The sequence below is a fragment of the Falsiroseomonas sp. RANM36 genome (assembly GCF_056682175.1).
Genome location: NZ_JBWXTD010000002.1, coordinates 136,085 through 148,649 on the forward strand (window position 1 = coordinate 136,085; position 12,565 = coordinate 148,649).

Consider the following 12,565-nt stretch of genomic DNA (forward strand, 5'->3'; position numbering starts at 1 on the left):
CCGACGAGGCGGCGTCCTGGGCGATCCAGCGCGAGGTACTGCGCCGCCTCGGCGGGACTATCGGCGGCTACAAATGCGCGACCCCGGCGAATGCGCCGCCCTCCGCCGCGCTGCTGGATGCGCGCGGCATCAAGGGCGCCCCGGCGACATGGCCCGTGCCGAAGGGCGGGCGCATCGGCATCGAGACCGAGATCGCCTTCCGCCTCGGTCGCGACCTGCCGCCGCGCGGCACGCCCTGGTCCCGCGAGGAGGTGTCGGAGGCGATCGCCGCCTGCTTCCCGGCGGTGGAACTCGTCGCCAGCCGCTACGCCGACCTGAAGGCGGTTTCGCTGGTGGAGAACATGGCCGACAACATCGCCCATGCCGGCCTGGTCTGCGGCGCCGAGGTGCCGGGCTGGCGCAGCCATGACCTGAACGACCTGACGGTGACGCAACGCTGCGGCGGGCAACTGCAGGTGGAGAAGCGCGGCAGCAATCCGGCGGGCGATCCGCTGCTCTCGCTCACGCGCCTGGCCAACCATCTGCATGCCTTCGGGCTGCACCTGGAGGCCGGGCAGGTTGTCACGACGGGAAGCTGGACGGGTCTGCTTTTCGTGGAGGGCGGACAGCGTGTGGTCGGCGGCTTCGCGGGGCTGGGCGAGGTCGTCGTGGATCTCGGCTGATCGCGTCGGCGTGCCTCACGCAAGTGTCACGCGACGCATCCGGCACGCTGCCGCAGTCTCCGCGCGACGATCTCGGAGGTCGCTGCACGCCCATGGCCGCGTCGCGCCTGCTGCTTCTCGTGGAGGACGATCCGCTGGTTCGCGGTACGCTCGCGGAAGCGCTCGTCGAGGCCGGCTTCCAGGTGTTGGAGGCCGAGGACGCGGAATCCGCGCTGCTGGTGGTGGCGTCGCGCGACGATCTCGCCGCGCTGCTGACCGACATCAACCTGCCGGGCGCGAACGGCTTCGTGCTGGCGCGCGCGGCGCGCCGGCTGCGGCCGGACCTGCCGGTGGTCTATGCCTCCGGCCGCGTGCGCGAGGCCGATCCCCGCCACGCCCTGCCCGACGCGGCCTTCCTGGCGAAGCCGTTCAGCCTGTCCTGCGCGGTCGCGACGCTGGAGCGCGCGGTCGCGCAGCATTGAAGGCTAACGCGCCCGCGCGCGCCAGCACCGCATCCGTGAAGGCCTGCGCCGCGCCGAGATAGCCCGCCGGATCGGTCAGGCGCGCGATGCCCTCGGCATCGAGCAGCGCGGCGATGCGCGCGTCGCGCGCGAGCGCGGCGGCGAGCGGAATCCCTTCGGCGAGCGCGATGTCGCAGGCCTGATGCACCGCGTCATGCGCGGCGCCGCGGCCGAGCTGCGGGGCGAGGCCCATCATCACCGCCTCCGCCATGATCAGCCCGCCGCCCGCGTCGAGGTTGCGGCGCATGCGCGCGGCGTCCACCTCCAGCCCTTCGGCGATCGGCAGCAGCGTGGCGAGCGCGCCATGCGTCAGCAGCAGGATCTGGCCGAGGGCGAGGTGTTCCTCCTGCATCGGGCCGGCGCCGCGCTCATGCTGGTGCAGCATGGCGCCGAGCAGCAGCGGGATCTGCGCCTGCGCGCCGCGCGCCTGGGCGATCACGTATTCGCAGCCGATCGGGTTGCGCTTCTGCGGCATGGTGGAGCTGCCGCCCTTGCCCGGGGCTGCGGGCTCGCTGGCCTCGCCGACCTCCGACTGCATCAGCCACAGGATGTCGGTGGCGGGCTTGGCGAGCGTGCCGCCGAGGATGCCGCACCAGCAGCCGAGTTCCGCGATGCCGTCGCGCGCGACATGCCAGGTGATGGCGGGAAGCGCGAGGTCGAGTTCCTTCGCCAGTTCCGCCGCGACGCGCGGGCCGTGTTCGCCGAGCGAGGCGAGGGTGCCGACCGCGCCGCCGAATTGCAGCCGCAGCACGCGCGGGCGGAGCTGCGCCAGGCGCTCGCGCATGCCGATCAGCGGGTCGAGCCAGAGTGCCACCTTGTAGCCGAAGGTGATCGGCAGCGCCTGCTGCGCATGGGTGCGGCCGGGCATGACCGTGTCGCGATGCGCGCGCGCGCGTTTTCCGAAAGCGGCGATCAGGCGGGTCAGATCCGCGTCCAGCAACGCGATCGCGTCGCGCAGCTGCAGCACCAGCGCGGTGTCCAGCACGTCCTGGGTGGTCGCGCCCCAATGCGTCCACCGGCCCGCCTCGGCGCCCGCGAGCGCGGAGAGCTGCTTCACCAGGCCGACCGTGCAAAAACCCATGTTGCGCGTGGCGGCGGCGAGCGCGGGAAGGTCGAGCTTCGCCGCGTCGGCGGCTGCGGTGATCGCGGAGGCGGCCTCGGCGGGGATCAGGCCGAGGCGGGCCTGGGCGCGAGCGAGCGCCGCCTCGAAATCCAGCATGCGCTGCAGCGCGGCGGGCTCGCCAAGGATGGCGCGCATCGCGTCGGAGCCATAGACGGCGCCGTACACGGGCGCGTCGGCGGGATGCACGCTCATCGGCGTCACACGTCCAGGAAGACGGTCTCGCCCTCGCCCTGGAGGCGGATGTCGAGGCGCCAGACGCCGTCGCCCTGCGGCTTCGCCACAAGCGTCGCGCGGCGCGCCGGATCCTCCACCATCGCCAGCACGGGATCGGTGGCGTTCAGCGCCTCGCCCTCGAAATAGGCGCGGGTGACCAGATGCTGCATCAGGCCGCGGGCGAAGATCGCGATCTCGATGTGCGGCGCCTGCATCGCATTGCCGCGGCCGGGCACCGGGCCGGGCTTCAGCGTGGTGAAGCGGAACACGCCCTCGGCATCCGTCGCGGCGCGGCCGAAGCCGTGGAAGACGTCCTCGTACTTTCCGTCCGGCCCGGCCTGGAAGATCTCCACCATGCCGTCGGCGACCGGCGCGCCCTCGCCATCGGTGATGCGGCCCGTCAGCGTGATGCGCTCGCCCTGCACGGCCTCGTTGCCCGAACCGGCGCGGAGCAGGTCCGCCCATTCGGGGAAATCGATCATGTGCCAGTAGGGACCGGCGGTCTGGTGCGCGGTGGCTGCGGTCATCGCCTCAGGCCTTCTCGAAGGGCGTGGCCTCGCGGCCGCGCAGCACCATGTCGAAGCGGTAGCCGAGCGCCCATTCGGGCTTCGTGATCTCGAGGTCGAACTTCGAGACGAGCCGTTCCCGCGCCGCCTTGTCGGGCGTGGAGAGGAAGATCGGGTCGAGGTCGAGCAGCGGATCGCCCGGGAAATACATCTGGGTGATCATGCGCTGGGCGAAGCCGGCGCCGTGCAGGCCGAAATGGATGTGGATGGGCCGCCAGGCGTTCCAGTGGTTCCGCCAGGGATAGGCGCCGGGCTTCACGCTGACGAAGCTGTAGTTCCCTTCGTCGTCGGTGAAGATGCGCGCGCGCCCCTCGAAGTTGGGATCGAGCGGCGCGTCGTGCTGGTCGCGCGGATGGTGGTAGCGGCCCGACGCATTGGCCTGCCACACCTCCACCATCACGCCGCGCTGCGGGCGGCCATCCTCGTCCGTGATGCGGCCGGCGACGATGATGCGCTCGCCGAGCGCGCCCTTGCCCTTCACCTGGCTCATATCGGCATGGGCGGGATAGCGCGCGGCGTCGAAGCGCGGCGCGCTGGTCTCGGTCAGGGTATGCGGGATGCGCAGCAAAGGTTGCTTCGGGTGCCGCTTGTGCGTGCTGCCATAGGCAGGGCTGTCGAGCGGCGGCTGCGTCGCCGGATCGGGCCGGCGATAGGGGATCGGGTCGCTCACCGTGTGCCTTCCTTGCCGTGCGGCCTTCTGGGCGAAGCCTGCGGCAGGGGCAGGGTCAGCCCGCCTCTTCCTGCAGGACGCGCCTCGCGATCTTAAGCGCGGAATTCGCCGCGGGAACCCCCGCATAGGCGCCGACCTGCAGCAGCACTTCCGCGATCTCCTCCGGCGTCACGCCGGTGTTGCGGGTGGCGCGGACATGCAGCTCGAACTCCTCGTGCCGGCCGAGGGCTGCCATCATGGCAAGCGTCAGCAGGCTGCGGGTGTGGCGCGGCAGGCCGGGGCGGGTCCAGACGCCGCCCCAGACATTGGCGGTGATCCACTCCTGGAAGGCGGCGTCGAGCGGCGTGGTGTTCGCCTGCGCGCGCGCGACATGCGCCTCCCCCAGCACCGCCTTGCGGATGGCGAGGCCGCCCTCCGCGCCCGGTTGCGGCGCCAGCGCGGCGAAATGGCCGAGCAGCGCGGCGTTCACCGCCTCGGCCGCTTCCAGCGTCGGGATATGCGCGGCCTCGGGGATGGTGATCAACGTCGCGCCGGGGATCATGTCGCGCAGCGCCTCGGCAGTCGCGGGCGGCGTCGCGATGTCGCGCTCGCCGACGATCACCGTGGTGGGGCAGGCGATGCGCCCGGCGATCTCGGCCGCGCGCGCATCGCGCAGCGCCGCCGCGGAGGCGGCGTAGCCCTGCGGGTCCGTTCCAAGCAGCATGCGGCGAAGCCCGTGGGAGGACGCGAGCGAGGCATCCACCACCCAGCGCGGCATGACCATGTCCGCGAGCCCCGCCATGCCCTGCGCGGCGACGATCTCGATGCGCTGCTGCCAGCCCTCGGGCGGCGGGAATTCCGCGGCGGTGTCCATCAGCACCAGCGAGGCGACGCGGTCCGGCGCCTCGGCGGCGATCTGCTGCGCGATACGCCCGCCGATGGACAGGCCGACGACATGCGCCTGCCGGATGCCGAGCGCATCGAGCAGCGCGAGCGCATCCTGCGCATGGCGGGACATGCTGCCGGGGGCGGCGGTGACGCCCGACAAGCCATGGCCGCGCAGGTCCATGCGGATGACGCGGTGGCTGCGCGCGAGTGCGGCCGCCTGCGGGTCGAAGACATGCAGGTTCGTGCCGATGGAATGCAGCATCAGGATCGGCGCGGCATCCGCGGTCGGCGGCGGGCCTTCGACGACGGCGTGGACGGCGATGTCGTGGAGCTGGAGGAACATGGCGAGATCCACGGGCCTCCGTGTTCAGACGCGCTCGAGCAGCATGGCAATGCCCTGGCCGACGCCGATGCACATCGTCACCACGGCATAGCGCTCCTTGCGGTGATGCAGCTCCGCCACCGCGGTCTGCACCAGCCGCGCGCCGCTCATGCCGAGCGGATGGCCGAGCGCGATGGCGCCGCCATTCGGGTTCACATGCTCGGCGTCGTCCGGCAGGCCGAGGTCGCGCGTGACGGCCAGGCCCTGCGCGGCGAAGGCCTCGTTCAGCTCGATCACGCCGACATCGCCGATCGCGATGCCGGTCTTGGCGAGCAGCCGGCGCACCGCCGGCGCCGGGCCGAAGCCCATGATGCGCGGGGCGACGCCCGCCGTCGCGGCCGCCACCACGCGCGCCCGCGGCGTCAGGCCGTGCTTGCGCGCGGCGGCCTCGCTGGCGACGAGGATGGCGCAGGCGCCGTCATTCACGCCGGAGGCATTGCCCGCCGTCACCGTGCCGCCTTCCTTGCGGAAGGGCGTCGGCAGCTTCGCCAGCGCCTCCAGCGTGGTGTCGGGGCGGGGATGCTCGTCGGTGTCCACCACGACGGGATCGGCCTTGCGGCGGGGGATGGTCACCGGGACGATCTCTTCCTTGAAGCGGCCCGCGGCCATGGCGCGACCGGCCCGCTGCTGCGAGCGCCACGCGAAGGCGTCCTGGTCGGCGCGGCTCACCTGGAATTCCTGCGCGACGTTCTCGGCGGTCTCCGGCATGGAATCGATGCCGTATTCGGCCTTCATCCTCGGGTTCACGAAGCGCCAGCCGATGGTGGTGTCGTAGATCTCGGCGGTGCGGCCGAAGGCTTCCGGCGACTTGCCCATGACGAAGGGCGCGCGGGTCATGCTCTCGACGCCGCCGGCCAGCATCAGCTCGGTCTCGCCCGCCTTGATGGCGCGCGCCGCGATGCCGACGGCATCCATGCCGGAGCCGCAGAGCCGGTTCACCGTGCTGCCGGGAATGCTGTCCGGCAGGCCGGCCAGCAACAGCGCCATGCGCGCGACGTTGCGGTTGTCCTCGCCGGCCTGGTTGGCGCAGCCGAAGATCACGTCCTCCACCGCCGCCCAGTCGAGGCCGGGGTTGCGCGCCTTCAGCGCCTTGATCGGGACGGCGGCGAGGTCGTCCGTGCGGACCTCCTTCAGCGCGCCGGCGTAGCGGCCGATGGGGGTGCGGGCGGCGTCGCAGATGAAGGCGTCGGCCATGCGTCGGGTCCTCCGTTTGGCCAGGGCTTGCCCCTCGCCGGCCCGGACGTCAACTGAGCGCGTTCACCAGCCAGAGCGAGAGCGCCGGGAAGGCGACCAGCAGCGCCAGGCGGATCAGGTCCATCCCCAGGAAGGGCAGCACGCCCATGTAGGTGCGGGTGATCGGCACGTCGCGCGCCAGCGACGAGATGACGAAGACGTTCAGCCCGATCGGTGGCGCCGTCAGCCCGATGCCGACGACGCAGAGCACCAGGATGCCGAACCAGATCGCCGTCTCCTCGGTGGTGAGGCCGAAATCGAGCGCGGTGATCACCGGGAAGAAGACCGGCAGCGTCAGCAGCATCATCGCCAGCTCGTCCATCACCGCGCCGAGGATGATGTAGGCGACCAGCAGCAGGACCAGCACGCCGTAGGGCGGAAAGTCCTGCTCGGTGATCCAGAGGGCGAGCAGGTCGGGCGCCTGGCTGAGCGCCAGGAAGGCGTTGAACACCTCCGCACCCAGCAGGATGACGAAGATCATCGCCGTGGTCTCGGCGGTGGCGAACAGCGCCTCCCGGATGTGCCGCCCGCGCAGCGTGCCGCGCACCACGCCGACCGCGAGCGTCGCGATGACGCCGACGGCGGCACTCTCGGTCGGCGTGAAGACGCCGCCATAGATGCCGCCCACGACCACGACGGCGATCAGCAGCACCGGGATGACGTTGAGGAAGGCCTCGCGCTTCTCCGCCGCGCTCGGCACCTCGCCGGGCGGGCCGAGCTCGGGCTTCGCGCGGATCACCAGCCAGATCGCCACGAGGTAGAGCGAGGCGGCGATCAGCCCCGGGATCAGCGCGGCCATGAACAGCTTGGCGATGTTCTGCTCGGTGCTGATCGCATAGACCACGAGGATCACGGAAGGCGGGATCAGGATGCCGAGCGTGCCGCCGACCGCGATGGTGCCGGTGGAGAAGCCGGGATCGTAGCCGTAGCGGCGCAGCTCCGGCAGCGCGGCGCGGCCGAAGGTGGCGGTGGTCGCGACGGAGGATCCGCAGACCGCGCCGAAGCAGGCGCAGGCGCCGATCACGCCCATCGCCATCCCGCCCGGCTTGCGCCCGACCAGCGCATTCGCCGCCGCGAACAGGTCGCGCGCGAGCCCCCCGCGCTCCGCCAGCGCGCCCATCAGGATGAAGAGCGGGATGACCGAGAGGGTGTAGTTGGAGAACAGGTGGTAGGGCGTGGTCTTGAGGTAGTTGCCGAGGGCGGTCCAGTCCAGGATGTGGACATAGCCGCCCATCCCGACCAGCAGCATCGAAAGCCCCACCGGCGCGCGCAGCGCGATCAGGCCGAGCAGCACCGCGAAGCCGGTCGCGGCCAGGACGAATTCGGGCGCCATCAGCTTCGGCCGCGCAGCAGCCGCGGCACCCACCACAGCGCCATCAGCCCCACGGCGGCGAAGCAGAAGGCGCCGATGGCGATGGCCCACCAGTAGGGCAGGGCCAGCAGGCCGATGGTGCGCGTGCCGCTGCGCAGCGTGTCGAGCGCGCCGAGCACCATGCGCTCCGCCAGCCACAGCGTCAGTGCCGCCCAGACCAGCAGCCAGAAGGCGTCGATCGCGTCGTTGAGGCGGCGCGGCAGCCAGGTGGTGAAGCTGTCCACCAGGATGTTGGTGCGCATCAGCGTGCCATAGGCGAGGAAGCCGAACACGCCGACGCCGGAGGCGATCGAGACGATCTCGAAGTCGCCGCGGATCGGCTGGCTCGTGGTCCAGCGCAGCACGACCGAGATGGTGGTGACGCAGGCGGCGACGAGCAGGGATGCGCCGCCGAGGAAGGCGAGCGCGCGCGCCATCAGCGGCACCGGGCCGGAAGGCGGCCCGGCGCTGCCTGTGTCCCCGCTCACCGGCGCGTCCGGCTCAGCCGACCCCGCCGGCGTTCTTCGCGATCAGCGCGCTCGCATCGGCCAGCAGGGCGGCGCCGTCGAAGCCCTTCTCGCGCGACCCGGCGACCCAGCTGTCCACCACCGGCTTCGTCGCTTCCATCCAGCGCTGTTTCTCGGCTTCGGAGATCTGCACGATCTTGTTGTCCCGCCGCCGCTCCACCATGGCGCGCACCACGGGGCCCTGCTCGTCCCAGACCTTCGCGGCCATCTCGGCGGCGACCATGCCGGAATTGGCGTCCAGCACCTGCTTCAGCTCGGCCGGCAGGGACTGGTACTTGGCCGGGTTCATCGCCAGGATGAAGGTCGCGGCATAGAGCGTCGGGCTGCCCGGGATCTCCGTGTGGTTGCGCACGAGCTCCTGCAGGCGGATGGAGGGCACGACCTCCCACGGCACCACCGCGCCGTCGATCACGCGCTGGCTCAGCGCCTCCGGCACCTGCGGGATGGGCAGGCCGATCGGCGCGGCGCCGAGGGCGCGCAGCGCCTCGCCGGCCTGGCGCGTCGGGAAGCGCAGCTTCAGGCCGCGCAGATCCTCCATGCGGAGGATTTCCTTGTTGGAATGGATGGAGCCGCCGTCATGCGCCCAGACGGTGATCGGGTGGACCTCGCGGAATTCGTCGCGCAGGTGCTTCTCGGTGAATTCCCAGCAGGCCTTGGCGTTCGGCACGGCCAGCCGATGCGCGACGAAGGGCAGCTCGAACACCTCGATCCTGGGGAAGCGGCCGGGCGTGTTGCCGGGCAGCGTCCAGATGATGTCGGCCACGCCGTCGCGCGCCTGATCGTAGAGCTGCGGCGGGGCGCCGCCGAGCTGCATCGAGGGGAAAATCTGGATGCGCAGCTTGCCCTGGCTCTCGGTGGCGATCTTCTGCGCCCAGGGCTGCAGGAAGTGCCGGTGCACGTTGGAGACGGCTGGCAGGAAGTGGTGCAGGCGGAGCGTCACCTCCTGCGCGGAGGCGGGGCGCACCAGCGCCGGCGCCGCAAAGCCGGCGGCCCCGGCGAGAAGGATCGAGCGACGGGCGATCATGATGTTCATTGCCTCCCTGGACACGGCCTCGCGGCCGCCATCCCGCAATAGAAGCGCCCGCGCCGCGTTTCAAGCGGCGGCCAGGGCATTCCGCAGCGCGCGCGCCTTGGCGGCGACCTTGGGCGCGTCGTCGCCCGGGCGATAGATCGCGCTGCCGATCCCGAAGCCGGCTGCGCCGGCTGCCCGCCACGGTCCCATGTTGCCGGGCTCGATGCCGCCCACCGGCAGGATCGGCGTGCCCTTGGGCAGCACGGCGAGCAGGGCCTTCAGCACGGCGGGGGAGGCGGCCTCGGCGGGGAACAGCTTCAGCCCGTCGGCGCCGGCCTTGAGCAGCGCGAAGGCCTCGCCCGGCGTGAAGAAGCCGGGCACGGCGAGCATCCCCGCCGCCTTCGCCGCGCGCACCACCTCCGGGTCGGCATGCGGCGTCACCACCAGCCGCCCGCCGGCTTCCGCGATGCGGGCGCAGTCGGCGGGGTCGAGCACCGTGCCCGCGCCGACCAGCGCGCGGTCGCCGCAGCGCCGGGCGAGCCGGCCGATGCTGTCGAGCGGATCGGGCGAGTTCAGCGGCACCTCGATCACCGCGATGCCCTCGGCGATCAGCGCCTCGCCGATCGCCTCCGCCTCCGCCGGCCGCACCCCGCGCAGGATGGCGACGAGCGGGCAGCGGGCGAGCCAATGCGTCAGATCCATCCGAGGCTGCCTCCGATCCGGTGCAGGCCGGCGGCGACGAGGTCCGGGTCGTGCCGGCGCACGGCGACGCCCGAGAGTTCCAGCGCATGGCCATAGAGCGCAGCGAGCTCCGCGGCGCCCACCAGTTCCACCTGCGTCACGGGATGCTCGGCCAGCGCGGCCGCGACCTCATGGCCGATCAGCAGGCCCGAGAGGTAGCTGCGCGTTTCGGCCTCCGGCAGGCGACCCATCAGGTTCAGCGTGCGGGCGCCGAAGAGGTGGTGCAGCAGCCCGCCCGGCTGGCGCGCTCGGGCGACGCCCTCTGCGAAGGCCGCCGGCTGGTGCGGACCGTCGGTGCTGGTGCGCGCCAGGATGGTGTGGGCGGAGAGCGCGGCAAAGCTTTCGCCCGTCATGTGGGTGGTGAAATGCGTCACGCGGCCGGATTCCAGCCGCGCCCATTTGCTGTGGGTGCCGGGCATGCAGGCGAGCGCGTCGTCCAGCCCGCCGGCCAGCGCAACGAGCTTCGTCTCTTCGCCGCGCATCACATCGGGGATGCCGTCCGCGTCCTCGGTCGTCAGGCCGGGCACCAGGCGGATCTCGGCGGCCTCGAAGGGGACAGGGACGGTGGCGGCGGCGATCTCGGCGGGCCCGGCGGGGCAGCGCAGATAGGGCGCCTCCACCCAGCCCTGGCGGCTGCCGACCATGCCGCAGAGCAGCACGCGGCGCTCGCCGGCGGCGAGCCAGGGGCCGACGGCGTCCCGCAGCGCGTCGGGAAAGCCGCCGGTGGCCACGGTGAGGATGCCGCCCGGCCGGTCCAGCCGGTCGGTGACCGCGCCGCCCGGCCCCAGCCGGTAGGCGCGCAGGCTGGTGGTGCCCCAGTCGATCCCGATCATGCGCGCAGGCATGACGCGGGGCGGCGCGGGGCGCAAGCGCCCCGCCGCCCGGCGGGGCGCGGGGGGGGGGGGGGGGGGGCGCCGGCTTCTCTACCGCGACCGACCTCGCCGACTGGCTGGTGCGCGAATTGAAGATGCCCTTCCGCGACGCGCATCATGTGACGGGGAAGCTGGTGGCGATGGCGGAGCAGAAGGGCGCGGACCTCGCCGGCCTGTCGCTTGTGGAGATGCAGTCCGTGGAGAAGCGCATCACCCAAGGCGTGTTCGACGTGCTGAGCGTCGGCGCTTCCGTCCGGTCCCGCACCAGCTATGGCGGCACCGCGCCGGCGAATGTCGCGAAGATGGCGGCCGAGTGGAAGGAGCGGCTGGCATGAGGCGCATCCTCGCGCTCGGCGCGCTAGCCCTGCTGCTCGCCGCCTGCGGCCGCACCGGCGACATTCGCGCACCCGGCCCGCCGGAGCAGATCACCTATCCGCGGGTCTATCCCGCGCGTTGAAGCCGTAGGGAATCGCCGCCCGGCGTGCCATATCGGCGCAATGTCACGCTGGCACACATCGCGCGGCCCCTGGGGACGGCGCGCCGAGGAGCAGGCCGAGGGCGCCGCGCCTTTCGGCTTCTGCCGCCGCGGGTATCACCACGGCAATCTCAAGGAGGCCCTGATCGAGGCCGCGCGGCAACTCGCCGCGGAGCGCGGCCCGCATGGCTTCACCCTGGTCGAGGCCGCGCGGCTGGCCGGCGTCTCGCCTTCCGCCCCCTACCGCCACTTCCGTGACAAGGACGCGCTGCTGTCGGAGCTCTGCCGTCGCGGCTTCGAAGCCTTCGGCGCCCGGCTCAAGGACGCCGCGATCGGGAAGGGCGTGCGCGAGGGGCTGCTCGCCATGGGCCATGCCTATCTCGCTTTCGCGCGGGAGGAGCCGGGCTATTACGGCGTGATGTTCGCCTGGCGCGATCCGACGCCGCCTCCTTCCGATCAGGCGCCGGACGGACCCTTCGCCGCGCTGGTCGGCGCCATCGCCCGCGTGTTGCCGGAGGGCGGCGACCCTAACCGTGTCCGCCTGCTGGCGCTCGAAGTCTGGGCGATCTCTCACGGGCTGGCGGGCCTGGAGCGCGCGGGCATGCCGCCGCCGGGCTCCGGCGCCCCGCCGCCCGAGGCGGTGCTGGAGGACGCGGTCGGCCGGCTGCTGCGTGTGTCGTAATGTAAACGCCTTTGACATCGCGCGGCTCGGGCCGATATGTGAATGTGTGTCACATAGACACGTCACATGCACGAAGGAGCCGACCGACGATGACCGCCGCTTCCTCCGCGGTGCCTTCCGACCTGCCGCCCGACCTGGCCTGGCGCTGGCACAAGCAGCAGCTCAAGCAGGCGCGCCGGGAGGCCCGCGCCGCGCGCTGGGCGCCCTGGGGTGGCCATCCGCTGCGCGGCTGGCGCCTGCCGGTGATGATCCTGGGCTTCATTCTCTGGTGGCCGCTCGGCCTCGCCCTTCTCGCCTTCTTCTTCCTCTGGAGACCCGCCATGTCCTGTAACGGAGCCGCCTGGATGACCCCCTGGAAGGAGCGGATGCGCGAGCGCATGCGCGAGCACGTCCCGGGCCTCGGCAGCACGGGCAATGTCGCCTTCGACGAGTATCGCCAGAACGTCCTGGCCCGCCTCGAGGAGGAGCGCCGACAGCTCGACGCCCAGGCCGCGGAATTCTCGGACTTCGTGAAGCAACTCCGCCGCGCGAAGGACCAGGAGGAGTTCGAGCGCTTCATGGCGAACCGCGAGCGCAAGAGCTGAGGGGCGGGCAGGGCCCCCCCCCCCCCCCCCCCCCCCCCCCCCGCGGGGGGGGGGGGGGGGGGGCGCCCCCGCGCCCCCCCCCCCCCCCCCCCCCCCCCCCGCGGG

The 12,565-nt window shown here is 72.3% G+C and carries 15 protein-coding genes and 1 pseudogene; 6 read left to right on the forward strand and 10 right to left on the reverse strand.

Going from position 1 to position 12,565, the window contains the following annotated elements:
• The coding region (locus AC1MIR_RS01535) for a 2-keto-4-pentenoate hydratase (RefSeq protein WP_480026427.1) at positions 1-662 on the forward strand (662 nt) is incomplete at its 5' end.
• Between the two features lie 92 nt (positions 663-754).
• On the forward strand, positions 755-1,123 hold the full coding sequence (locus tag AC1MIR_RS01540; protein ID WP_480026428.1) for a response regulator: 369 nt from the start codon (positions 755-757) through the stop codon (positions 1,121-1,123).
• Here AC1MIR_RS01540 and AC1MIR_RS01545 read toward each other — a convergent pair.
• The 10 genes from AC1MIR_RS01545 to AC1MIR_RS01590 all read right to left on the reverse strand — a co-directional run bounded on the left by AC1MIR_RS01545 (position 1,071) and on the right by AC1MIR_RS01590 (position 10,680).
• A complete protein-coding gene (locus AC1MIR_RS01545; RefSeq protein WP_480026429.1) occupies positions 1,071-2,477 on the reverse strand; it encodes a class-II fumarase/aspartase family protein in 1,407 nt (468 codons plus the stop codon). The genes AC1MIR_RS01540 and AC1MIR_RS01545 overlap by 53 nt on opposite strands.
• 5 nt (positions 2,478-2,482) lie before the next feature.
• Positions 2,483-3,025 carry a protocatechuate 3,4-dioxygenase subunit alpha gene (pcaG, locus tag AC1MIR_RS01550; RefSeq protein ID WP_480026430.1) on the reverse strand — a complete coding sequence of 181 codons (543 nt, stop codon included), beginning with the start codon at positions 3,023-3,025 and terminating at the stop codon, positions 2,483-2,485.
• A gap of 4 nt (positions 3,026-3,029) precedes the next feature.
• Positions 3,030-3,734: a protocatechuate 3,4-dioxygenase subunit beta gene (gene pcaH / locus AC1MIR_RS01555; RefSeq protein WP_480026431.1), complete on the reverse strand. Its 705-nt coding sequence runs from the start codon at positions 3,732-3,734 to the stop codon at positions 3,030-3,032.
• Between the two features lie 55 nt (positions 3,735-3,789).
• Positions 3,790-4,944 carry a bifunctional 3-oxoadipate enol-lactonase/4-carboxymuconolactone decarboxylase PcaDC gene (gene pcaDC / locus AC1MIR_RS01560; RefSeq protein WP_480026432.1) on the reverse strand — a complete coding sequence of 385 codons (1,155 nt, stop codon included), beginning with the start codon at positions 4,942-4,944 and terminating at the stop codon, positions 3,790-3,792.
• Positions 4,945-4,968: 24 nt separating this feature from the next.
• A complete protein-coding gene (gene pcaF, locus AC1MIR_RS01565) occupies positions 4,969-6,177 on the reverse strand; it encodes a 3-oxoadipyl-CoA thiolase (protein WP_480026433.1) in 1,209 nt (402 codons plus the stop codon).
• Positions 6,178-6,226: 49 nt separating this feature from the next.
• Entirely contained in the window at positions 6,227-7,549 is a 1,323-nt protein-coding gene (locus tag AC1MIR_RS01570) for a TRAP transporter large permease (protein WP_480026434.1), read from the reverse strand.
• Positions 7,549-8,055, reverse strand: coding sequence for a TRAP transporter small permease (locus AC1MIR_RS01575; RefSeq protein WP_480026435.1), 507 nt, complete (start codon positions 8,053-8,055; stop codon positions 7,549-7,551). Before AC1MIR_RS01575 ends, AC1MIR_RS01570 begins: the two co-directional genes overlap by 1 nt.
• Before the next feature lie 13 nt (positions 8,056-8,068).
• The gene (locus AC1MIR_RS01580; RefSeq protein WP_480026436.1) at positions 8,069-9,118 is read right to left on the reverse strand and encodes a TRAP transporter substrate-binding protein; all 1,050 of its coding nucleotides are present in this window, start codon (positions 9,116-9,118) and stop codon (positions 8,069-8,071) included.
• 69 nt (positions 9,119-9,187) lie between these two features.
• Positions 9,188-9,808 (reverse strand): 2-dehydro-3-deoxy-6-phosphogalactonate aldolase, encoded by a 621-nt coding sequence (locus tag AC1MIR_RS01585; protein ID WP_480026437.1) that lies wholly within the window; start codon positions 9,806-9,808, stop codon positions 9,188-9,190.
• Positions 9,799-10,680, reverse strand: coding sequence for a 2-dehydro-3-deoxygalactonokinase (locus AC1MIR_RS01590; protein ID WP_480026438.1), 882 nt, complete (start codon positions 10,678-10,680; stop codon positions 9,799-9,801). Before AC1MIR_RS01590 ends, AC1MIR_RS01585 begins: the two co-directional genes overlap by 10 nt.
• A 77-nt stretch (positions 10,681-10,757) precedes the next feature.
• Here AC1MIR_RS01590 and AC1MIR_RS01595 point away from each other — a divergent pair.
• The 4 genes and pseudogenes from AC1MIR_RS01595 to AC1MIR_RS01610 form a co-directional block, all read left to right on the forward strand.
• Positions 10,758-11,054, forward strand: a pseudogene (locus tag AC1MIR_RS01595) (argininosuccinate lyase); the annotation flags it as partial.
• Positions 11,051-11,176 (forward strand): LPS translocon maturation chaperone LptM, encoded by a 126-nt coding sequence (gene lptM, locus AC1MIR_RS01600; RefSeq protein ID WP_480026439.1) that lies wholly within the window; start codon positions 11,051-11,053, stop codon positions 11,174-11,176. The pseudogene AC1MIR_RS01595 and the gene lptM, both read left to right, overlap by 4 nt.
• 40 nt (positions 11,177-11,216) lie before the next feature.
• The gene (locus AC1MIR_RS01605) at positions 11,217-11,876 is read left to right on the forward strand and encodes a TetR/AcrR family transcriptional regulator (protein WP_480026440.1); all 660 of its coding nucleotides are present in this window, start codon (positions 11,217-11,219) and stop codon (positions 11,874-11,876) included.
• An 89-nt stretch (positions 11,877-11,965) separates the two neighbouring features.
• Positions 11,966-12,460, forward strand: a complete 495-nt coding sequence (locus tag AC1MIR_RS01610; RefSeq protein WP_480026441.1) for a DUF2852 domain-containing protein — start codon at positions 11,966-11,968, stop codon at positions 12,458-12,460.
• Positions 12,461-12,565 lie beyond the last annotated feature (105 nt).